Raw genomic sequence first — 23,133 nt, 5'->3', positions numbered from 1 at the left:
TCCAGGGCAAACTGTCGCCCCGTCAACTAATTCTGCCAATGCGCAATACATACATTATTATTAACTTTAATATTTCAACCGTATGGGTAAAATCTACTCAACCATGGCACATGCCCTGACCAGGGTGTTTGCCTTGTGCCTGCTCCTTGTGGCAGGCATGTCGGCTGCACAGGCTGCCGACACCGTAGAGTATGGTGCGCTCGAACTGAACAAGGCTTACGAACTCAAAGGCCTCAACACTTCGACCGGCCACTACACTGCTACTGCCGACGGCATTCTGACCGTCACCAGCTCGGGCACGGGAAATTTCATTCCCTACAGCGACGCGGCGTGTCAGACTCCAATATCGTACAATAACATTCAGGAGAGTCTGCCGGTGTTCCACTTCTACTACAACCTCAACGTGGTAGCCGGCCAGACAGTGTACTTCATGTACGATGGTCTCAACACTGTGACCTCAACCCTCACTTTCAACACAGAGAACTCACTTGAACGCACTACCACCGTGCCCGAAGAGGGCAGCACTATTATGTGCACCAGCACATCGCAGTGCTCGTTTGGCTTCAGCAATCAGGTAAGCTGCTCAAAGGTAGAAATTGTGGCCGGCTCGGTGAGCAAGCCCATCGATTTCAATATCAACAGCAACAGAGTGTTCTTCAGCTTGAAGGAGCCTGTGTACGCACTCATGGCCAACGGCACACTCAAGGAGGGTGACACTTTCAGCGTGCGTCTGTCGGGCCTTTGCCTCAGCGGCAACGAAAGTGTGAAGTACGGCACAGACGGTGTGCTCACTGCCAGCTTTAAGTGCGGCGCCAAGCCTGTGGCCCTGGTGTCGAAGAGCAACTTCAGCACCGACCACGCCTTCCGCTCGTTCTGGGCCAAGGGCGATGCCGACGGCATTGTAACACTCACCTTCGACGGCGACATTGTGGTGGCCGACGGCAAGGTGACGCTCAACTATGGCGACACCAGCTCGGGCGCTGAGGCCAGCGCACGCTACACCGAGGTGCCCCCGTTCAGCGTGGAGGGTAACAAGCTTGTGATTGACCTTACCGACAAGGAACGCACCCCGCAGACCATGCTCGGCATTACTACCGTGTACGACAAGATGCTGCTCACCGTGAGCAGCGTGTGCGACAAGAAAGGCAACCCTGTGTATACCGCCAGTTCGGGCTCGCGCGGCACATTTATGTGCAGCATGCCCTATAGCGTTGAGACGGTCAACGTACAGACCGAAATCATGCCCGAGAGCGGCAGCCGTTTGGGCGACACCAAGCAGATTGAGGTGTATGCCACCGACTACAAGAAGTTCAGCTTTAGCGGTGTGCGCTTTACCTACACCGACACCGATGGCAGCACCAAGGTGGCCACAGTGGCCAAGGAGGCTTGCACCGAGACTGCCGACACCGACATTGATGGTGCCTACACCCTTTCGGTGCCTGTGCCCGCCGAGGTGAGCGGCAAGCGGAATGTGTACATGAGCTTGATTGACCTCAAGGCTGCCGATGGCAAGGACTACAGCGCGCTCTTCTCGGCCAAGTACAATGGCTTTGCCGTGCTCGACATGACTTATCAGGCCTCGGCTGAGGCTGCACCGGTAAGTTTGAAGGGTGCCTCGCTTGGCGAATTTGTGGCTGGTGCCCCCGTTGTAATTACTACTAATTACGACAACGTGACCGGCAACGACAGCATTTCGTATGTAACCTATGATGTGTTCGACCTTAACGCTGCTGAGGGCGATGAGGCATACGTGGTGACTAAGACGCACATCGAAAACCACACCGACGCCGGCTGGGAAGGCCAGGTGGTGGGTGCTGACAACACCAAGCTCTATTTGGGCCACACCTACCGCGTGGTAGTGACAGGCTACCAGCAGATGGGCAAGAATTTCAACCCCTACCGCGACATTGTGGTGGGCAGCGATACGCTCTACTTCGCAGGCTCTGAGCCCGACTATGTGTACAGCGACATCACGCTCGACAGCTTTACACCGGCCGACAGCACCATCAGCAGTGCCGACAACTTCAAGCTTACGCTCAACTACAGCGGTCTTGTAAAGATTAAGCAGGACGAGACGGGTATAGCCGGTGGACAGATGCGCGACTTCATACCTTTCACCGCTTACGAGGCTGTTGAGCCCGACAGCGAGGGATACTCTAACCAGTGGGTGCTCAGCATCGACCCCACAACGGCTGCTGGCATTGAGGACCGCTTTGTAACCATCAACGTGGTGGCCGAGGACCAGAACGGCCAGCGTGTGCGTGGCAACAGCGGATTGCGTGAGAATACTCTGCGCGCCATCGAGTTTACGCTCGACTATAATGGTGCCGAACTCACCGTATTGCCCGTACAGGGTGTTACTGAGAACCTTGACTCGCTTTATCAGTTTGACGTGACTGCCCCCGATGTGATAGGGCTTGGCAGCATTGACCTTGCTGAGGCTCACGTGTTCGACATGCTCAGCACCGTTGATGTGCCGGTAGTATCGGCCACCTTTGTATATGACGACCCCGAGGTGCAGGAGATTGCTGACTACATCAACAATGCCTCTTATGAGGAGGCTGTTGCAAAGTATGGCCAGGAAGCTACCGACAAGGCTTATTTTGCCACTACCAACACCATGCGCCTCACGCTCGAGGAGCCTATCAAGGCGGAGGGCGGCTACACGCTCGTCATTCCTGCAGGCTACTTTACTTCGGGCGAGCAGTTTGATGGCGTGGTGTCAAAGTCTTACGAGGGTTTCTTCACGGTAAAGGGTGAGGACGTACCTGTTGAGGTGAACTACACTACCGACCCTGTGAACGGCAGCACAGTAGCCAGCCTTGGCGATGTGACCATCGACTTTGTTGATTATGAAACGGACGGCGTAGGTACTGGCTCAGGCATGATTACCATCAAGAAGAATGGTGAGCAGATTGACCGCGTTGACGCTTTGGCCGATGATGTCAACTGGGGCAAATATACTATTCCGGTAAATCAGACTGAGAAGGGTATATACACTATCGAAATCCCCGAGGGCTACTTCCTCGACCCCGAGGGCAACAATATTCCTGCCATAACGCTTGAATATGGTATTGGCATGGCTACTGGCATCAACAATGCCAAGACTGATGCCAAGGCTGGTGCCACTTACACATTGAGTGGCGTGCGCGTGAGCGGCAAGCTCCCCGCAGGTCTCTACATCAAGGGTGGCAAGAAGGTTGTTGTGAAGTAAGCTCTGCTTGCGATGATGCCGTGTTTGGCATCAGTTGAACTATAAACATTCCCCAACTGCGCGTAACTGTGCAGTTGGGGAATGTTGTGCTAATGGGGTGGGGCCGTGCTTGCTGATGTGGTAGTGTGCTACCTCTAAGTGCAAGTTCTAAACGCAAGCACCAAGCGCTACCTCTAAACGCTACCTCTAAACGCTACCTCTAAACGCTACCTCTAATGGGGGCGACGCGTCTCGCGTCGGGAAAATAAGGCAAAGGCTCACAGGCAAGCGTGTAATTAGCTGTCTGTGAGCCTTTATTCAGTGTATGAACATTGCATTCATTTTCCCGACGCGAGACGCGTCGCCCCCATTAGTGCTTGCGTTTGGTGGTAGCGTTTGATGCTTGCGTTTGATGCTTGCGTTTGGCGTTTGTAGAGGTAGCGTTTGTGTTAGGGGAGCAGCATTTATGTAATGTGCCAATATGATAATGGGCTGACGTCGGAGCGTTACTACTTATAACGCTACGGCGTCAGCCCTTATGTTCATTTTGAAAACTTGTGTCCTTGTGTTCTCCGCGTTAAGCGGCTAACACTGCTTACTTGCGAATGGCGTGCCACAGTTCGCGCACCCAGAGCACCAGCGACGAGCCAATGATGATGATGACCCAGTCGATGGGCTTGAGTCCTGTTACGTTGAAGAACTGCTGTATGCCCGGTATCTCGACCATGATAACCTGTCCTATCAAGATGATAAGCGCAATGACGAGCAAGCCCTTGCAGCCCTTGAAGTGCAGTGCGCTGCGACCAGTGTGGAAGGCGCGTGCGTTGAACAGATAGAAGAAGTGCGTCATGACGAAGATGGTGAAGAGCAGGGTGAGCTCGTAGGGTGTGACGTGGCCCTTGGCACTCAACTGCAGATTCCACAAGTCGGTGAGCTGTGTGATGTCGGCATGCTGGAAGATGTAGAGCAGGGCGAGCAGCATGACAAAGAAGAAGCCACCTACGCCCACAATCTCGCCAAGCATTTCGCGGTTGAGAATGAAAGCCTTGCGGTCGCGCGGCTTTTCAAGCATTACGCTCTCCGACGGTGGCAGCGAGGCCAGTGCCATGGCTGCAAAGGTGTCCATGATGAGGTTTATCCACAACATTTGTGTGACCGTCAGCGGCGACTCTGTGCCCATAAAGGCACCGCACAGCACGAGCAGACAGGCCGTTACATTGACTGTAAGCTGGAAGAGCAAGAAGCGCTGAATGTTTTGGTAGAGCGAGCGTCCCCACATCACAGCCTTGCCTATTGACGAGAACGAGTTGTCGATGATGGTGATGTCGCTGGCCTCCTTGGCCACGCTTGTGCCGTCGCCCATCGACAAACCTACATGGGCCGCCTTTAGCGCGGGGGCATCGTTGGTGCCATCGCCCGTTACTGCTACCACCTGACCCTTGCGCTGAAGGGTTTCAACCAGTCGCTTCTTGTCCATAGGACGTGCGCGGGCAATAATCTTGAGGTCGTTGATGCGTGCCTCAAGCTCCTGGTCGCTGAGTGCGGCAAACTCGGGGCCGGTGATGATGTGGCTGTCGTTGTCGGTGTCCTGCCACAGTCCGATTTGGCGGCCAATTTCCTTGGCAGTGCCCGGGGTGTCGCCCGTTACAATCTTGATGCTGATGCCAGCGTTGATACACTCCTTGACGGCGGCGGGCACATCGCTGCGCACGGGGTCGGCAATGGCTGCGGCAGCCACAAAGTGGAGTGAGGTACAGGCCACTTTGCCGTCCTTGATGGGTTCTTCGCCCTCGGCCACTTCGGCCCAGGCAAAGCCCAGTGTGCGCATGGCGCGGTTCTGCCAGCTGAGCAGTTGTGCGTTAAGCTCGTCAAGCTTTACTTCGGCCGTGTGGCACAGCGCATACACAATTTCGGGCGCGCCCTTGACGTAGAGCATGCGCTTGCCAGGCACGGCGGCCGACTGCACCACAGTAGCCATGTATTTGCGTTCGGTGCTGAAGGGCAGTTCCTCCACCACCTTGGCCCCTTCGCGCAGGGTGCGGTAGTCGGTGCCGTGGTCGTTGAGCCACAGCAGCAGCGCGCCCTCGGTAGGGTTGCCCAGCACATTGGGTTTGCTCTTGTTGCTGAAGTCGAGTTCGGCAGTAGAGTTGGTGGCAATGCCCTCGGCTATCATGGCCTCGGCAGCCTGTCCGTAAACCTTGAACTCGTCTACGTGCATTTGGTTCTGTGTGAGTGTGCCCGTCTTGTCGGTGCAGATGACGGTGGTGGCACCCATCGTTTCGCAAGCGTGCATCTTGCGCACCAGGTTGTTGGTCTTGAGCATACGGCGCATGCTGTATGCCAGGCTCAGTGTGACAGCCATTGGCAGGCCTTCGGGCACGGCCACCACAATCAGTGTGACGGCTATCATGCAGGTTTGCAGCAAGTAGGCTATAAAGGCGGCAATGCCTGCGCTGGTGGTGAACAGCTCCATGCCCGGCACATTGGTATCGCCAATTTCAAGTCCGCCCACGAAGCACATGATAACGCGGCCCACCACAATGAGGGCTGCTATGCCGTAGCTCACCTTGGTAATGAGGTCGCCCAGTCCGTCGAGCTGCTCGTTGAGCGGTGTTTTCACGCTCGAGTCAATTTGTACTGCCTCGAACACCTTGCCCTGTTCGGTATGGTCGCCTACGGCAGTGACCTGCATCAAGCCGTGGCCCTCCATCACCTTGGTGCCCTTCAGCACATGGTTGGTGGCAAAGGTGGCGTTGGTGTCGAAGTCCTTTTCGTCGGTGCTTTTGCGGCAGAGCGGTTCGCCGGTGAGGGTCGACTCGTCGACGGCCAGCGACACGGCTGTGATAAGGTCGCCGTCGGCCGGCACTTCCTCGCCCGTGTTGATTACTACCACGTCGCCCACCACCACATCGCGGCGTGCAATGTGTGTGGCGTTGCCATCGCGTATGACCTCAACCATTTCGTCGTCGTTCACCTGGTTGAGAATGGTGAATTCCTTGTCGGCCTGCAGTTCAAAGTAGAAGGCAAGTCCCGTGGCCAGGAATATGGCTACGAAGATGCCCACCGGCTCGAAGAATACCTCGGCCCCTTCGCCCAGACCAAAGCGCTCGTACAGCGAAATGCCGATGCTCAGCGCGCCGGCTATCATTAGTATGATGATGAGCGGGTCGGTGAATTTCTCGAGAAATTGTTTCCAGAGAGGTTCCTTTTCGGGTGGTGTGAGCACGTTGGCGCCATGCTTGGCGCGGCTTTCGGCCACCTGTTGCGGGGTGAGTCCCGTGATGTGTTGTTGTGTCATGTTGCTTGTTATAAGGTTTTTGTTATATTGCGTTTGTGCTGCAAATATACATGATAAAAGGGTTTGTCTCGCCCCAAGTTGCAATGTTTTGGTCGTAATTGGCACAAAATGGCCGTTTGGGTTGCCATGTTGCGGTGGCGCACAACGCAAACACGGCACCACTTGCGTGTAGCAAGCAGTGCCGTGTTATGCCTTTATGTATGTAACAGTAACAACTTAGAAGTTGTAGAGGATACCAAAGTTGAGGTTGTTGCCTGAGAATTTGAAGCCGAAGCCGTCTTCGCCGTATGAGCAGAGGTTATCGTCAGCTTCTTGGTAGCCGAGGAAGCCCATGTGAGCAACGAAGTCAACGTTCTTGGCCAAAGAAACCTTTACACCGGGCTGAACACCTATGCGCCAGCCTACCTGAGCGTCGCTATCATAGTCGTGGCCCATTATTTCACCCTTAACCTTGTAAGTGTTGATACCGAAGCCCATGTCGAGGAAGAGCTTAACGGGACCGAACTTTACAAAGCTCCAACGAGCGTACGGGTCAACCTCAAAGCTGTTAACCTTAGTCTTTGAGAGAGTCTCGCCGTCATATTCGCCCTTGCCATAGTAGTCATGGTTGAAGCCAATGCCGATACCGAGGTCCCACTTATCTGAGAGGTTGTAACCAATCTCGGGTTTGATATTGAAATTAGTGTGGTTGTCGTCAGCATTGCGCCAGAAACCTACTCCACCACCTACGTAAACCTGTGCACTTGCTGCCAATGAAGCGGCAGCGAGAGCTACTGTTAAGAATACCTTTTTCATTGTAGTGTCAATTTTAATAGTTACGGCCACGGTCGCATTTCGTGTGGCGGTTTTGCGCCATGTGTTGCACCGTTGCCAACTGATTGTTGGCGCAAATGTACGACCTTTTGGTATACGTTGCACGTTTTTTGCAGAAAAATAGGGTGTTAGGCGTGATTTTGGACAATTATTTGGAATTTTTGAATAAGTGAAAGCGGTTTGAAAGGAGTTGAAAGAGTGTGAACGGCGTTTCCCCCGTTCGGTGTTGCGCTATATGCTTGCGCCAGCGTGGCGGCATATTTGTGCAGAATGTACTATCTTTGCACCAGTGGCGTGCTGCGCGCCATGCCATTAACCCATTAACCTCCTAACCCATTAACCCTCTAACCTCCTAACCCCCTAACCCCTCTTCACATGTACGCCCAGATACTTCTGCCCCTTGCTGTCGGGACCACCTTTACTTACACCGTGCCGCCTGAGTTGGCCGCACGGGTAAAGCCCGGTGTGCGTGTGGTGGTGCAGTTTGGCGCACGCCGCTACTACACGGGCATCGTGACGGCCTTGAGCAACACGCCCCCCGAGGGTGCGGGCCAGCTCAAGGCTGTGAGCGATGTGGCCGACAATACCCCCGTGGTGCTGCCCGCACAACTCAAGCTGTGGCAGTGGATAAGCAGTTATTATATGTGTACGCAGGGCGAGGTGATGAAGGCGGCGCTGCCGTCGGGGCTGAAACTTGAGAGCGAGACCACACTGCTGCGCAACGATGACTATGTGCCGTCGGCCGAGGAACCCCTCACGCCCATAGAGGCTGACATCTGCCGTGTGCTAAGTGCCGATAAGGGCTACAACATATTGGCCATAGAGAAAGCCCTTGGGCAGCGCGCCCTGATGCGCCCCATAAGGCACCTGATGCAACTGGGCGCTGTGGTGGTGCGCGAAAGCATGACACATAGTTTCAAACCGCGCACCGAGGCCTATGTGCGTCTGGCCCCCGCACTGTTTACGGAGGTGGCACTCCACCTCACGCTCGACGCCTTGCAGCGCGCCCCGGCCCAGCATGCCCTGTTTGTGAACTATCTCGACATGGCCGGTGTGACTGCGGCTGTAAAGTTGGGCAACGCCCAGATGCTCAAGCCCGTGACACGCCACGACCTGTGCCACGCGCCCAATGCCGCCACAGCCCTTGCCGCACTCAAAAAGCGCGGCGTGCTCGAGGTGTATGCCGTCGAAACCAGCCGCTTGCGCCCCTCTGTGGCCGAGCGGGCAGGGCAGGACGCCCCCATGCTTGACAAACCGTTGAGCACTGAGCAGCAGCGTGCCCACGACGAGATAGTGGCGGCCTTCGCCACCAAGGAAGTGTGCCTGCTGCATGGTGTGACATCGAGCGGCAAAACCGAGGTGTACACCCAGCTGATAAAGGAGACACTGGCGCGTGGCGAACAGGTGCTGTACCTTGTGCCCGAAATAGCACTCACCACCCAGCTCACCTCGCGGCTCGAACGTGTGTTTGGTACACAGATGGGCGTGTATCACTCCAAGTTTCCTGACGCCGAGCGTGTGGAGATGTGGCAGCGCCAGCTCACCCCCGAGGCTTTCCCGTTGGTGGTCGGTGTGCGCTCGTCGCTGTTTCTGCCTTTCAGACGGTTGGGCCTTGTCATTGTAGACGAGGAGCACGAAACGAGCTACAAGCAGCAGGACCCCGCCCCCCGTTACCATGCCCGCGACACGGCCATTGTCATGGCACACCAACTTGGAGCCAAGGTGCTGCTCGGCACGGCCACGCCAGCCATCGAAACCTACCACAATGCCCTGAGCGGCAAGTACGGACTGGTGCGCATGGCCCACCGCTATGGGGGCGTGGAGTTGCCCGAAATAGTGGTGGAGGACGTGAAGGAGTTGCGGCGCAAGCGCCTGATGAAGTCACCCTTCAGCCCGCGGCTTGCCACCGAGGTGCGCAAGGCCATTGAGGGTGGGGGGCAGGCCATACTCTTTCAGAACCGTCGCGGCTATGCCCCCGTGCTCGAGTGCAAGGCTTGTGGCTGGACGCCCCGTTGCACACGCTGCGACGTGAGTCTTACCTACCACCAGCGCTTGGGCAAACTGGTATGCCACTATTGCGGGGCGCAGTACAGTGTGCCCACCCAGTGTCCGGCCTGTGGCGGCACCGAGATGCGCGACATGGGCTATGGCACGGAGAAGATAGAAGATGAGGCCGCCAAGGCTTTCCCCGATGCACGCATGGAGCGCATGGACCTCGACACCACACGCTCGCGCACAGCCTACGAGCGCATTATACACCGTTTTGCCTCGGGCGACACCAATCTGCTCATTGGCACACAGATGGTGACCAAGGGCCTTGACTTTGACCGCGTGCAGGTGGTGGGCGTGCTCAATGCCGACCAAATGCTGGGACAGCCCGACTTCCGTGCCTACGAGCGTGCCTACCAAATGATGAGCCAGGTGGCGGGGCGTGCCGGCCGCCGTGGCAGCCGCGGACTGGTGGTGGTGCAGACCAAGCAGGCCGACAACCCCATCATCGACTATGTGAGGCGTTCCGACTACGAGGCCATGTACCGCCAGCAGCTGGCCGAGCGTCAGGCTTTTGGCTATCCGCCCTTCAGCCGCATCATAAGCATCTACCTCAAACACCGCAATGACGCGGTGGTGGACCACGCGGCACGCCACCTTGCAGCCCTGCTGCGCCCCCACTTTGCCGACGGCATGTTGGGCCCCGACCGCCCGGTGGTGGCGCGTGTGCAGATGCAGTACATACGCAAAATAATGCTCAAGGTGCCGCTGCAATTCACCCCCACGAGCGTGCGGCGCACTCTGCTGGCAGCCCGCGATGTGGTGCACGGTTTCGATGTGTACAAGAGCGTGACCATATATTTCGACGTGGAGTAATGCCCCTCCTCCCCCCGCATACCCCGCGTGCCTGTGGCGTGTGCATTATTGTGCAGTGACACATACTCCTACACGCAAAAAAGTACTACCTTTGCACCCATATCTTACCCGTTGGCGGAATTATTGGTTAACGGGTTTACAAGTTGACAGCTTGACAAGTAAGCAAGCCATACACTGCCTATGGCTGGCAAGAGGCTTAAAAAACTCGGCAAACATACCTGTCACCCCGTCAGCTTGTCAACTCGCTTGCTAATTCCGCCAACGCGTATATATCTTATATAAAAGCAACAACACACTCTACAATGGGTCTTATAGAATTCAACAAACTCCCTATCAATACGCTCGTAGGAGCAGATTGGAAAACCTTTAAGGAACTTACAGCCGGCCGCGAGGTCGATGCCCCCTGGCGTGGCAAATATCGCCTGACCAAGGCCGTGTGCCGCTTGCTCTCGGTGCTCGCCCCCGTGCAGGAGCGTCGCTATCAAAAGCTCTTGGCCAACGAACCGCTCAAGCACGACCCCGTGTTCATACTCGGCCACTGGCGCTCGGGCACTACCTTTGTGCACAATGTGCTCTCGTGCGACAAGCGCTTTGGCTATTGCACCACCTATCAAACGGTGTTTCCGCACCTGATGATGTTCGGCCAGCCTTTCTTTAAGAAGAACATGTCGTGGCTCATGCCCGACAAGCGTCCGACCGACAACATGGAGCTGGCCGTCGACCTGCCGCAAGAGGAGGAGTTTGCCATTTCTAACATGTGCCCCTACACCTTCTACAACTTCTGGTTCTTCCCCAAGTACATGCAGGAGTATTGCGACAAGTATCTTATATTTAAGGACATCACCCCAGCCGAACTGAATGTGTGGGAGGAGACTTTCCGCAAGCTTATCAAGATTTCGCTGTGGAACACAGGCGGCGAGCAGTTCCTTTCGAAGAACCCGCCCCACACGGGCCGTGTAAAGGAGTTGGTAAAGATGTTCCCCAACGCCAAGTTCATCTACCTCATGCGCAATCCCTACACGGTGTTTGAGAGCACACGCTCATTCTTTACCAACACCATTCAGCCGCTCAAACTTGAGGAGTTCAGCAACGAGGCCATTGAGCAGAACATACTCACCACCTACCGCAAGCTGCACGACCAATATGAGGCCGACAAGCACCTCATTCCCGAGGGCAACCTCATCGAGGTGAAGTTTGAGGACTTTGAGGCCGATGCCCTTGGCATGACCGAAGAGATATACCGCACACTCTCGCTCCCCGGTTGGGACAACGCCAAGACGGCCATAGCCCAGTATGTGGGTTCGAAGAAGGGGTATAAGAAGAACAAGTACCAATACGCCGACCGCACACGCCAGCTTGTGGAGGACAACTGGGGCGATGTGCTCGACCAGTGGGGGTACAGAATTTGATGCGCTGATGTGCAAATGTGCAGATGTGCACATTTGCACATTTGTACATTTATGAGCACGGCGAGCATCGCCAATGTCCATTTTTATCATACACACACACAATGACCGCACGTTTGCTTTGGGTGGACGACGAGATAGATATGCTCCGCGCCCACATCATCTTTTTACAGAAAAAAGACTATGAGGTGGTGACGGCCAGCAATGGCCCCGACGCCATAGACCTTTGCCGCGAGCAGCGCTTCGACTTGGTGCTGCTCGACGAGAACATGCCCGGACTCTCGGGGCTCGAAACGCTCATGCAGCTGAAGGACATCGCGCCCAACCTGCCCGTGGTGATGGTGACCAAGAACGAGGAGGAGGACATCATGGACCAGGCCATCGGCTCAAAAATTGCCGACTACCTGATAAAGCCCGTCAACCCCAAGCAGATACTGCTCACGCTCAAAAAGAATATACACCAACGCGAGATTGTGCAGGAGGTGACACAAACTGGCTACCGCCAGGACTTCGGGCGCATCGGCATGCAACTGAGCGAACAGCTGAACCCCGACGAGTGGAAGGAACTCTACCGCCGGCTGGTGCATTGGGAGCTCGAACTGGCCTCGACGGGCAGCGCCATGGACGACATGCTGCGCATGCAGAAGGAAGAGGCCAATGCCACCTTTGCCAAGTTTATAAAACGGCATTACGCGCATTGGGTGCAACACCCCGACGAGCGTCCGCTCATGAGTCCCGACCTGTTCAAGCGCTGCATATTCCCGCGCCTCACAGCCGGCCGCAAGGTGTTCCTGCTCGTGCTCGACAACCTGCGCTACGACCAATGGCGCGCCATATCAGGCGAGCTGGCCGACGACTTCGACATCGACGAAGACCTCTATTACACCATACTGCCCACAGCCACACAGTATGCGCGCAATGCCATATTTGCCGGACTCATGCCGCTGCAAATAAAGCAGATGTATCCCGACCTGTGGGTGGACGAGGAGGAGGACGAAGGCAAAAACCTTAACGAGAAGGCATTGATAGCCCACCAGCTCGAGCGCTTCCGCCGTCGCGAGCAGTTTACCTACCACAAACTCAACGACTCGCAAGCCGTGAGTCAGTTGCTGACGCAAATAAAGCAGTTTGCCGCCACGCCCCTCAACGTGCTCGTAATCAACTTTATCGACATACTGAGCCATGCACGCACCGAAAGCCGCATGGTGCGCGAGTTGGCCGGCAGCGAGGGTGCCTACCGCGGCATCACCCAATCGTGGTTCAAGCACACCCCCATACGCCAACTCTTCAGACAGCTGGCCGAACTCGACTACGACCTCATCATCACCACCGACCACGGCAGCATCAAGGTGGACCAACCCTCCAAAGTGGTGGGCGACCGCAACGTCAACACCAACCTGCGCTACAAGTTAGGCCGCAACCTGTCGTACAACGCCAAGGACGTGTACGAGGTGCGCGAGCCAAAGGCCCTCCTCCTGCCACAGCCCAACCTCAGCACAGCGTACATATTTGCCACGGGCAACCGCTTCTTTGCTTACCCCAACAACTACAACCACTACGTGCAGTACTACACCGACACCTTCCAGCATGGCGGCATATCCATGGAGGAGATGCTGGTGCCGCTCATCACGCTGAGGCCAAAACGAAGATAATTAACGGGTTAACAGGTAAGTATGTTCTGTATTATATAATTAAAGACAAAAGGAAACGTACAAACCTGACAAACTTACCCGTCAACCCCGTCCCCCCCCATCAACCATACCAAATACATATCCCCATGCAACTGCAATATACCACATACCACGTAAAGCAGCCCATGCAGCTGCTCCAGTTTATAGAACACGCCCTCAACGGTGTGAGCCGCAGCCGCGCCAAAGCCATACTGAGCGGAGGCGGTGTGCGCGTCGACCGCAAAAACACACGACAGTTCGACCTCGAGCTGCGTCCCGGCCAGGTAGTCGAAATATCAAAGCGCAAGCCCAAGGGCGAACTGCAATCAAAGTTTGTAAAGATTGTGTATGAAGACCCTCAGATAATTGTGATAGAAAAGGCCCCCGGCATATTGTCAATGGCCACCTCGCACCACGCCTTTTGTGTGAAGCAGGTGCTCGACTACTACTTTCACCGCACACACCAAAAGTGTACCGCCCACGTGGTGCACCGTCTCGACCGCGACACCTCGGGCTTACTGGTGTATGCCAAAACATTGCAGGCCGAGCAGATATTGGAGCACAACTGGCGCGACATTGTGACCGACCGCCGTTATCTGGCCCTTGTGTCGGGCGAGCTGCCACAAAAGCAGGGCAGTGTAGAGAGCTGGCTCAAGGACAACAAGGCATACTTCACCTACTCTTCGCCCGTGGACAATGGCGGAAAGTATGCCCTGACGCACTACCGCGTGTTGCGCACTGACGGCAAGCACTCGCTTGTAGAGCTCAAGCTCGAAACGGGACGCAAAAACCAGATACGTGTACACATGCAGGACCTCGGACACCCCGTGTGCGGCGATATAAAGTATGGCAATGGCGACGACCCCATAGGCCGCCTGGCCTTGCACGCCTACCGTCTCAACTTCTACCACCCCATGACGGGTGAGCCGCTCCGCTTTGAAACACCTGTGCCCAAGGGCTTCAGACTGGGTACAGCACAGCAAAAATAGCCAGCGTCAAGCGCAAAGTGCTACCACAAAACGCCACCTCAAAACGCTAGCTCTAATGGGGGCGACGCGTCTCGCGTCGGGAAAATGAAAGAAAAGAATACAAAACAAGCTCTACTAAATAACAGCTGCGCTATTCCCGACGCGAGACGCGTCGCCCCCATTAGTGCTTGCGTTTCTTCAAGCACCAAACGCCGCCAAACGCTACCACAAAACGCAAGCTCTAATGGGGGCGACGCGTCTCGCGTCGGGAAAATGAAAGAAAAGAATACAAACTCTACTAAATAACAGCTGCACTATCTCCGACGCGAGACGCGTCGCCCCCATTAGTGCTAGCGTTTCTTCAAGCACCAAACGCCACCAAACGCTACCACAAAACGCAAGCTCTAGTGGGGGCGACGCGTCTCGCGTCGGGAAAATGAAAGAAAAGAATACAAGTTCTACTAAATAACAGCTGCATTATCCCCGACGCGAGACGCGTCGCCCCCATTAGAGCTTGCGTTTAGTGCTAGCGTTTTGTGCTTGCGTCACTTTTAATCTTAAAATATAATACCTATGTACATAACACGTGGCGACCTGCCTCACTGGCATATAGAGGGTAAAATATACTTCGTTACATTCAGATTGGCAGATTCAATGCCCGCAGATGCCACCATGGAGTACAAAAGAACTGTTAGCGCATGGCAAAAAGCACATGGTAATGTACTGACTACTGAAGAGGCAAATGAATTAGAAAGGTTGAAGTTGCAAACAATCAACAGTCTGCTTGACAGATGCCTTGGTTGTTGCATGCTTAAAATAGTAGAGGCGAGGAAACTTGTAGAACACGCGTTTCACCATTTTGACCATAGCCGTTATCACATACACGATTATGTGATAATGCCTAATCACGTACATCTAATACTGCAAACTATCAATAACTTTAGCATTCAGTCTGTAATAGCTTCACTAAAATCATACACTGCACATAAACTTAACGAGTTGCTCAATGTCAATGGCAAAGTATGGCAATCAGAGTCATTTGACCGTATAATTCGCAATGAACACCATTATTGGAAAGTAGTCGACTACATAGCACGCAATCCACGCGGATTACATAGCAATGAATACAGCTTATATCTGACAGACGGTTATCCCAACTTCAAGCCAATGTCTAATTATGCCATTCTGCGATAAACGCTATCATCAAAACGCTACCACTAAACGCAAGCTCTAATGGGGGCGACGCGTCTCGCGTCGGGAAAATGAAAGAAAAGCAAACAAGCTCTACTAAATAACAGCTGTATCTTTCCCCGACGCGAGACGCGTCGCCCCCATTAGTGCTTGCGTTTCTTCAAGCGCTAAGCGCCACCACCAAACGCTAGCATAAAACGCTATCATCAAAACGCTAGCTCAAAACGCAAGCTCTAATGGGGGCGACGCGTCTCGCGTCGGGAAAATGAAAGAAAAGAATACAAGCTCTACTAAATAACAGCTGCACTATTCCCGACGCGAGACGCGTCGCCCCCATTAGAGCTTGCGTTTCTTCAAACACCAAACGCCGCCATCAAACGCTATCATCAAAACGCTACCACCAAACGCGTCGCCTCCATTAGTGCTTGCGCTTTGTGCTCCTATAACTCCCCTACACACCTTTTTTGCTATTTTACTTGCATCTTGCACTCTTTAATAGTAATGTGTTGATACTCATAAAGTTACGTAGTGTAGGTAATGCTGAAATCTGCTTACACTTTTGCCTGCACTGCCTGCACTTCTTGCACTACCTGCACTCCAACCTGCACTCCCTGCACAACCTTGCACGGGCAAGCATGTATACGTCATGCAGGTAGGGAGTGACCGGCATAGGGAGCCCGAAAATAATGTCGGAGCAAATGAAAATTCGCCCTCCCTATGCTCTGTAATCGCCCTCCCTATGCTGAAAAAACGCACTGCCGTAATTGATGCGTGCAGATGGTAGTGCATGTAAAATTAGAGGCTGCCTACACATTTTTATCCGTTGATTATCAAGCTTTTGTTATGCAAAAGTGCAAGATGCAAGCAAAACGGCAAAAAAATAAATTACCAGAGCTAAAGCGGTGTATAATATAATAAGGTGTAGACAAAACCGCACAAAAACACTTTACATGACCCCATAAATACCCTTAAACGTTGTGTTTCAGCTTTTTTCAATGCCATAGTATTTGCCAATACAACTAAAAGGCGTAATTTTGCCGCGATAATGCAATCAATCATGCCCCGACAAGTGTCTACTTGCCACGGCATCAACCAAAATTCAACCAAAATGAAAGTAACTAAGCTATTGTTGGCCTTGCTCCTTTTTGTAGGGGTAACGGCAAGCGCCTTTGCGCAGCTGCCTTCTGTCAAACTGAAGGATATTAACGGTAAAACCATTGATACTGCAACGCTCAGCAACGATGGCAAACCCTTCATCATCAGTTTCTTTGCCACATGGTGCAAGCCCTGCAACCGCGAGCTTAAAGCCATAAACGAGGTCTATGCCGACTGGCAGGACGAAACCGGTGTGCGTGTGGTGGCTGTGAGCATTGACGAGGCACAGAACGCACAGAAGGTAAAACCCATGGTCGATGCTGCAGGCTGGGAGTACCAAGTGCTGCTTGACCCTAACTCTGACTTCCGCCGTGCCATGGGCGTGAACATGATTCCCCACGTATTTGTGATTGACGGCAATGGCAAGATAGCCGAAAGCCGCAGTGGTTACACTGAGGGTGGCGAACAGCACCTCATCGACAAGGTGAAGGAACTCATTGCCGCCAGCAAGAAGTAATTTCAGTTTGGAGTTTTGTTTAGTTTTGAGTTTTGAGGTTATAAGGTTATAAAGTAACCTCTGCGAGCTCAATAGCCAAAGGTAACTTTATAACCTTATAACCTCAAAACTCAAAACTTCTCCCCCCCCCTCTCCCTCAAACACGACGCATCATCACATGAAACATTACGCCGCCATCACGGCATTAGCTCTGGCCTCGGCCGCCATGCCGCTGCATGCACAAAATGCAGACGGACAAGACAACGACGCCAAGAAATTTACGCTGCATGGCTCACTGCAAACCGATATCCTTACAGCCGCCAGCGAAGACAATAAAATAGGCACCGGCACATACGACGACAAGTTTATGACCAACACGTATGCCGAGTTGCACTTGCTCAACAAGTATTTCCAAGCGGGAGCCCGCCTGGAATATCTTGACCACCCCCTGCCCGGTTTTGAAAAAGACTTCAAGGGCTGGGGCGTGCCATATTTTTACATCAAAGGCAATTACAAGTGGGCCGAACTCACATTGGGCGACTACTACGACCAGTTTGGCTCAGGACTCATATTCCGTGCTTACGAAGAGCGCTCATTGGGCGTAGACAACTCGTTGCGTGGTGCGCGCCTGGCACTCAAGCCCTTCAAGGGCGTGAGCCTCAAGCTCATAGCCGGACAGCAGCGCTACTACTGGCACCACCGCAACATGGACAGCTGCTCGCCCTGGACCTACGGCGGCGACCTCGAACTGAGCGTAGACCAATGGGTGCGCCGCATGGACGAGTCGGGCACACGCCTCACCCTCGGCCTGTCGGCCGTGAGCAACCACAAGGGCAAGGCCGAAAAGGACATTTACAGCATACACCCAACGGGCGAAACCGACCCCGCGACGGGCGACGAGGTGATAGCAGCCTACAAACTGAATATGCCCAAGGACGTGGCCGCCTTCGATGTGCGCGCCAATCTGCAAAAGGACAACTACAACTTCTTGGCCGAGTACGCCTGGAAGAGTCAGGACCCCTCAAGCCGCAACAACTATATATATAAGCGTGGCAAAACGCTCCTGCTCTCAGGCTCCTATTCAAAGCGCGGCATGAGCGTGCTGTTGCAGGCCAAGCGCAGCGAGGACATGGCCTTCCGCTCGCGTTCAACCATCGATGCCATCACCCCGTGCTACATCAACCACCTGCCGGCCTTCTCCATGCAGCAAACCTACACGCTGGCCGCACTCTACCCCTATGCCACACAGATGACACCAGGCGAGTGGGCTTTCCAGGGCGAAGTGGGCTACAACTTCAAGCGCCACACCGCGCTGGGCGGCAAGTATGGCACCAATGTCAAGGTCAACTTCTCCAACATTCGTGCCATCGACCAGCACGTTGACAACCTCAATGGCGGCGAGCTTATGGGCACTGACGGCTACAAGTCGCACTTCTTTAAGTTTGGCGATGCCGTCTACTTCCGCGATGTGAATGTGCAGATTGAAAAGAAGGTGAGCAAACCGCTCAAGCTCAATTTCATGTATTCATACCAGCGCTACAACCAGAAGGTAGTTGAAGGCCACGGCTACGACGCCATCAAGAGCCACATCTTCATAGCCGAGGGCAAATATCAGTTCAGCCCCAAGGTTACACTGCGTGGCGAGGCCCAATATTTGCACACACGTCAGGACCAGAAGGACTGGTGGTTCGGCCTGCTCGAGCTGAGCGTGCTGCCCAACTTCATGTTCACCGTGAGCGACCAGTTCAACGCCCATGTGCCCATGCACAATGCCGATGGTTCGGAAAACGAGGCCGGTGGCACCAACAAGGTGCACTACTTCATGGGCAGCGTGACCTATACCCATGGTGCCCACCGCCTGCAAGTGGGCTACGGCAAGACACGTGCCGGCTACAACTGTTCGGGTGGCGTGTGCCGCTACGTGCCCGCATCGAAGGGCTTGCAAGCCAGCTACACGTTTAACTTTTAAGCGATGCACCGACATGGCAAGCACGCTCACCTATTTAACAAAAGCATACACAATGAAACTCCATCATATCATACTTGGCATGGCCATGGCCGCAGGTTGCCTTACAGCCTGCGACGAGGTAGACAGCGACAAACGCTTTATTGGGCCTGTTGTCCCCGAGGCGCGCAAGAATGTGCTCGTCGAGGATTTTACGGGGCAGAAGTGCGTCAACTGTCCATCTGCAGCCGACATGGCGGCCTCGCTGCAACAACTCTATGGTGCCGAACATGTGGTGGCCGTCTCTATTCATGGCGGTTCGCTCTCGCGCGATGAGGCTACTGACAAGTTCGGCCTGGCTAACGCCACCAGCAAGGCGTACAACGAACATTGGGGCGTGAGCCAATGGCCTTCGGGCATGATAGACCGTACGGGCGGCTTGCAAGGTCCGGACAAATGGGCTGCCGCTGTGCTTACACGCATCATTCAACAGCCTGCTGCCGAGTTGAATATTGCCAATATAGCCTATGACGCAGCGAGCAAGACACTCAACCTCGATGTCAGTGTGACGGCAAACGAGTCTGTGACGGGACGTCTGCAAGTGTGGCTCACCGAAAGCGGCATCGTACAGCAGCAGTATATGCCCGACGGCACCAAGAACAACCAGTACGTGCACAACCATGTGCTGCGTGCCTCGGTAAACGACCCCTATGGCGACCAGCTTACATTGGCTGCCAGCGCCACAGACACCAAGCACTACACCTACACGTTGCCCGATGTGTCGGCACTGAAGAACAACACACCGTGGAACACGCAGAACATGAGTGTGGTGGTGTTCTTTTACAACGACCAACAGGGCGTGATGCAGGTGATTGACCACAAGTTGCAATAGGCATACGCGTAGGCGAGTAAGTTTGCTTTATAAACAGGCTTTGGCTTTATGAGCCAATCAGACGCCACGCCGTTGGTAAAATCCGAATACATATATATAACAAACAATACACACATTATGAAGAAGTTATTAGCGCTTGCGGCTTTGGTACTTGCCTGCACTGCAAGCATGAAAGCACAAGTAAAGGTTACTTGCAACGGCAAGGAGGTGGCCACCAACGAGGTGGTGACATTCTATGCCGATGTAGACGAGGGTGATGGTTCTGGCGAGGTTTTAGCCCGTGAGCCCATGATCGTCAACACTGGCGACGAGGCTGTCGACCTCAAAGTGACAGTAGTCATTGACCGCAAACTGGCGTCGGAAAACATTTTCTCGTGGTGCGGCATCACAGGCTCATGTGGTGAAATGTCCACTTTTACCGAAACACGTGAAGCTCCACTTGCTCCCGGTCAAGGCACAGACATGTCCTTGCACGCCAATTTTAAGAGCGGCAATTACATGACGGCTAATGCCAATGTGACTGTAATGGCAGACAATGAATATGTAACAAGCTTTGTGTTACGCTACGTCTATGCCGACCCCACAGGCATCAGCCAGGTAAAGGCCGACAACAAGGGACTGCAGGTGAACGGCAACACACTCAGCTATGCCTTTGGCTCGGCAGCACCGCGCACTATCAGCCTCTACGCCACCGACGGACGCCTTGTAAAGCGCGCCGCTACCACTGCCGCCAATGGCACAGTCAGCCTGGCCGGTTTGCAGCGCGGCCTCTACCTTGCCACAACAGGCATGGGCAGCAGCGTCAAAATCATGGTAAAGTAAATCTGACAAGCCGCAATATTAAACGGCAATAGTTGAACAACTAATTACATAACTAATAATATATGAAGCAATTTGTACTCACACTGCTTTCTGCCGCTTTTGTGGCTGGCAGCGCAGTTGCACAAGTGGCAACAACTCCCAAGGCGCTTAGTGGTCTTAAGAGCACATTGCCCGCAACCCGTATGAGCCAGCGCGCAGGCATGGCCACACCGTCAGCCAAAATTGGCTTGGCAAATGCCACCGGCCGCATGCACGTCATGGCCGACGATGAAACCGTTACCCGCAACCCCAAAGAGCTCAGCTACCAGGTGACCGGTAATGAAATTAACAGCTATATGGGCATCGGCAGCACTGGCTTGTCGCTTTCAACTCTTCAAAAAGCTGGCATCACTGGTATAGGTTATGCCGCTGCTTTCCCCGCCATCGTAACCGACCGCTTTGCAGGCAACAAAGTGGGCCTCATCAACTTTGTGGCATGGATGGGTAAGTACACCGATGCTAAGGTGTTTGTAGGCACAATGGCAAACGACCAGGGCGACATCAACGTGTTGTGGTCGGCACCTGTCACTGTCAAGACACCGACTCCTGTCAAGCAGAATGGTAAGACCGTGTACCAACCTCAGGCTACTTCGGTAGTTTGCGACTATGTTATTCCTGATACCCTCAAAAGCGAGCTCTTTATTGGTTGGGTGGCCGGCGGCACAGCTTACGACAGCAATGACCCCTTCGTCAGCCAGGAAGGCAAACCATTGGGCATGATTTACTACCCTGACTTTACCAACACCGGTTATGGCGCGTTCATGATGGGTTCAACAGGTAATGACGACGTGTTTGCCGTAACCATGATGAGCGGCCAAAACTACTACTACAATGCCCCCATTTGGGTGCAGACCACTGGCAAGGGAGGTTTGAAAACCAACGATGCGGCCATTCTCGCCATTGACGATGCCCGCAACTTTGCTGGCAAAAATGGTGAAGCCACAGTGCAACTGATGTCGCTTGGTACCGACTCTATCAGCAGCATTGAGTATACCGTTGAAAATGGTGGTTCTACCAAGACATACACAAAGAGCTTTGCCGGTGAGTATGGTTTGCAGTATATGAGTGCTACGCAGCTTGCTCTGCCCATGGATATGCCTGCCACTGCAGGACGCTCTGAAGCCAAGTTTACTATTACCAAGGTGAACGGTGTGGCAGACGACTATACAGCAAAGACTGAAAACGAGGGTCCGCTCCCCGTTATTGCACTGCCTGCCGAAACGTACAAGCGCATTCCCGTTGTAGAGGAACTTACCAGCACAGCATGTGGTTGGTGTCCTTACGGTATAGCCGAATTCAACCGATTGGCCGATTCGATCGATGCCAAGAAAATTGTGAAGGTTGCCATTCATGGTCCCTATAATGGAGACGCCGACCCGCTTACTTGCAGCGATTACAGCGCTTTCTTCAGCAACTTCAGCAGTTCTCTGCCCACCGTGTTGCTCAACCGTCAAATCAGGCTCCACCCCGCCGAGGGATTACTGCAGGCTTGCCGCTACATGAACAGCTTGCCTTGCGAGGCCAGCCTCTCTGTAAAGGGTAACAATGGCTTGGCCGGTCCTAACGTCAGCACGACTGTTAAGTTCAACATTGATGTGCCTGCCAACCAGTATGCCTTGGCATACGTGCTCACCGAGGACGGTGTAAGCGGCGTAAACCAGGTTAACAACTTTGCTGCTGTAAAATATATGTACACCTACCAGGGTCAGACTGGCTACAAGAGCTATATTGAAGCCTGGAAGAAGGATCCCTACTTGTGGGCTCTTGCTTCTGCCACATTCAACCCCAAGACTGCTACCTCGAAGTTTGACATGAACCACGTGGCACGCGCCTTTACCGAGGCTGGCGCAAATGAGGCTGGCATTCTGCCCGCACTCAAGGCTGGCGAGGAGTGGACTAACAGCTACAACCTGAAGTGGCCGAAGAACCTTACTCCCGCTGTGAACAAGGGCAACTGCTCGGTGGCTGTTTACTTGGTAGACGCTTCAACCGGCAAGATTGTGACTGGTTGCCAGACTAAGCTTGGCGAGACTAACACCGTAGATGAGACCATGACGGGTATCAACGATGTGACTGTTGCCAACACTGCTGCTGATGCACAGATTTCAACTGTTGATGGTGCATTTGTGGTGAAGGCTCATAATGCTACTGCACGCGTGTTCGACGCTCAGGGCCGCCTTGTGAGCAGCGCTACTGTTGATGGTGAGGTTTCATTGCCCACCTTCGGCACTGGCTTGTTCATCATTCGTGTGGACCAGGCTGGTCGCAGCACTACGCAGAAGGCTTTGTTCTGATGCGCTAATGTGACAATATGATAATATGATAAATGGCAGACGCCGTAACGTTACTACTTGTAACGCTACGGCGTTTGTTTGTTTGCGCATCTGCGCATTGGCGAATAACTTATTATTATTGGTGTTCATAATGCTGCTCCCTTAGC

At 53.9% G+C, this 23,133-nt stretch carries 13 protein-coding genes; 11 read left to right on the top strand and 2 right to left on the bottom strand.

Annotation, left to right across the window (positions count from 1 at the left end; translation table 11 throughout):
- Positions 1-82: 82 nt before the first annotated feature.
- The gene (locus tag BQ5453_RS14765) at positions 83-3,214 is read left to right on the top strand and encodes a hypothetical protein (protein WP_071122391.1); all 3,132 of its coding nucleotides are present in this window, start codon (positions 83-85) and stop codon (positions 3,212-3,214) included.
- 574 nt (positions 3,215-3,788) lie between these two features.
- On the opposite strand, the gene BQ5453_RS05160 is transcribed toward BQ5453_RS14765, so the two are convergent.
- Positions 3,789-6,491, bottom strand: a complete 2,703-nt coding sequence (locus BQ5453_RS05160; RefSeq protein ID WP_071122428.1) for a calcium-translocating P-type ATPase, PMCA-type — start codon at positions 6,489-6,491, stop codon at positions 3,789-3,791.
- Between the two features lie 216 nt (positions 6,492-6,707).
- Positions 6,708-7,286: an outer membrane beta-barrel protein gene (locus BQ5453_RS05155; RefSeq protein ID WP_071122390.1), complete on the bottom strand. Its 579-nt coding sequence runs from the start codon at positions 7,284-7,286 to the stop codon at positions 6,708-6,710.
- A 393-nt stretch (positions 7,287-7,679) separates the two neighbouring features.
- Between BQ5453_RS05155 and priA the strand changes: the two genes are divergently transcribed.
- The 10 genes from priA to BQ5453_RS05105 all read left to right on the top strand — a co-directional run bounded on the left by priA (position 7,680) and on the right by BQ5453_RS05105 (position 22,987).
- Positions 7,680-10,169 carry a replication restart helicase PriA gene (gene priA, locus BQ5453_RS05150; protein WP_071122389.1) on the top strand — a complete coding sequence of 830 codons (2,490 nt, stop codon included), beginning with the start codon at positions 7,680-7,682 and terminating at the stop codon, positions 10,167-10,169.
- A 302-nt stretch (positions 10,170-10,471) separates the two neighbouring features.
- Positions 10,472-11,578: a sulfotransferase family protein gene (locus tag BQ5453_RS05145; protein ID WP_071122388.1), complete on the top strand. Its 1,107-nt coding sequence runs from the start codon at positions 10,472-10,474 to the stop codon at positions 11,576-11,578.
- Positions 11,579-11,679: 101 nt separating this feature from the next.
- Complete coding sequence (porX, locus tag BQ5453_RS05140; RefSeq protein ID WP_071122387.1) at positions 11,680-13,227, top strand: T9SS response regulator signal transducer PorX; 1,548 nt, start codon at positions 11,680-11,682, stop codon at positions 13,225-13,227.
- Between the two features lie 125 nt (positions 13,228-13,352).
- Positions 13,353-14,234, top strand: coding sequence for an RluA family pseudouridine synthase (locus BQ5453_RS05135; RefSeq protein ID WP_071122386.1), 882 nt, complete (start codon positions 13,353-13,355; stop codon positions 14,232-14,234).
- A gap of 552 nt (positions 14,235-14,786) precedes the next feature.
- Positions 14,787-15,407 (top strand): transposase, encoded by a 621-nt coding sequence (locus BQ5453_RS05130; RefSeq protein WP_071122385.1) that lies wholly within the window; start codon positions 14,787-14,789, stop codon positions 15,405-15,407.
- Between the two features lie 1,105 nt (positions 15,408-16,512).
- A complete protein-coding gene (locus BQ5453_RS05125) occupies positions 16,513-17,016 on the top strand; it encodes a TlpA family protein disulfide reductase (RefSeq protein WP_071122427.1) in 504 nt (167 codons plus the stop codon).
- Between the two features lie 157 nt (positions 17,017-17,173).
- Positions 17,174-18,964: a DUF6029 family protein gene (locus BQ5453_RS05120; protein WP_071122384.1), complete on the top strand. Its 1,791-nt coding sequence runs from the start codon at positions 17,174-17,176 to the stop codon at positions 18,962-18,964.
- Positions 18,965-19,016: 52 nt separating this feature from the next.
- Positions 19,017-19,832, top strand: coding sequence for an Omp28 family outer membrane lipoprotein (locus BQ5453_RS05115; protein ID WP_071122426.1), 816 nt, complete (start codon positions 19,017-19,019; stop codon positions 19,830-19,832).
- Between the two features lie 117 nt (positions 19,833-19,949).
- The gene (locus BQ5453_RS05110; RefSeq protein ID WP_143033300.1) at positions 19,950-20,654 is read left to right on the top strand and encodes a T9SS type A sorting domain-containing protein; all 705 of its coding nucleotides are present in this window, start codon (positions 19,950-19,952) and stop codon (positions 20,652-20,654) included.
- A 62-nt stretch (positions 20,655-20,716) separates the two neighbouring features.
- A complete protein-coding gene (locus tag BQ5453_RS05105) occupies positions 20,717-22,987 on the top strand; it encodes an Omp28-related outer membrane protein (RefSeq protein WP_071122382.1) in 2,271 nt (756 codons plus the stop codon).
- Positions 22,988-23,133 lie beyond the last annotated feature (146 nt).

Origin of the sequence: Prevotellamassilia timonensis, from assembly GCF_900106785.1 — a bacterium.
Classification (GTDB): Bacteria; Bacteroidota; Bacteroidia; order Bacteroidales; family Bacteroidaceae; genus Alloprevotella; species Alloprevotella timonensis.
The sequence above is the reverse complement of the archived record's forward strand: the minus strand, read 5'-3'. Positions and strand labels throughout refer to the sequence as shown.

Excerpts from the sequence above, each read along its gene's own strand:
- BQ5453_RS05130 (WP_071122385.1), top strand. The coding sequence starts at position 14,787 with ATGTACATAACACGTGGCGACCTGCCTCACTGGCATATAGAGGGTAAA.
- BQ5453_RS05125 (WP_071122427.1), top strand. The coding sequence starts at position 16,513 with ATGAAAGTAACTAAGCTATTGTTGGCCTTGCTCCTTTTTGTAGGGGTA.
- BQ5453_RS05160 (WP_071122428.1), bottom strand. The coding sequence starts at position 6,491 with ATGACACAACAACACATCACGGGACTCACCCCGCAACAGGTGGCCGAA.
- BQ5453_RS05155 (WP_071122390.1), bottom strand. The coding sequence starts at position 7,286 with ATGAAAAAGGTATTCTTAACAGTAGCTCTCGCTGCCGCTTCATTGGCA.
- BQ5453_RS05120 (WP_071122384.1), top strand. The coding sequence starts at position 17,174 with ATGAAACATTACGCCGCCATCACGGCATTAGCTCTGGCCTCGGCCGCC.
- BQ5453_RS05145 (WP_071122388.1), top strand. The coding sequence starts at position 10,472 with ATGGGTCTTATAGAATTCAACAAACTCCCTATCAATACGCTCGTAGGA.
- BQ5453_RS05105 (WP_071122382.1), top strand. The coding sequence starts at position 20,717 with ATGAAGCAATTTGTACTCACACTGCTTTCTGCCGCTTTTGTGGCTGGC.
- BQ5453_RS05135 (WP_071122386.1), top strand. The coding sequence starts at position 13,353 with ATGCAACTGCAATATACCACATACCACGTAAAGCAGCCCATGCAGCTG.
- BQ5453_RS05115 (WP_071122426.1), top strand. The coding sequence starts at position 19,017 with ATGAAACTCCATCATATCATACTTGGCATGGCCATGGCCGCAGGTTGC.
- priA (WP_071122389.1), top strand. The coding sequence starts at position 7,680 with ATGTACGCCCAGATACTTCTGCCCCTTGCTGTCGGGACCACCTTTACT.
- BQ5453_RS14765 (WP_071122391.1), top strand. The coding sequence starts at position 83 with ATGGGTAAAATCTACTCAACCATGGCACATGCCCTGACCAGGGTGTTT.
- porX (WP_071122387.1), top strand. The coding sequence starts at position 11,680 with ATGACCGCACGTTTGCTTTGGGTGGACGACGAGATAGATATGCTCCGC.
- BQ5453_RS05110 (WP_143033300.1), top strand. The coding sequence starts at position 19,950 with ATGAAGAAGTTATTAGCGCTTGCGGCTTTGGTACTTGCCTGCACTGCA.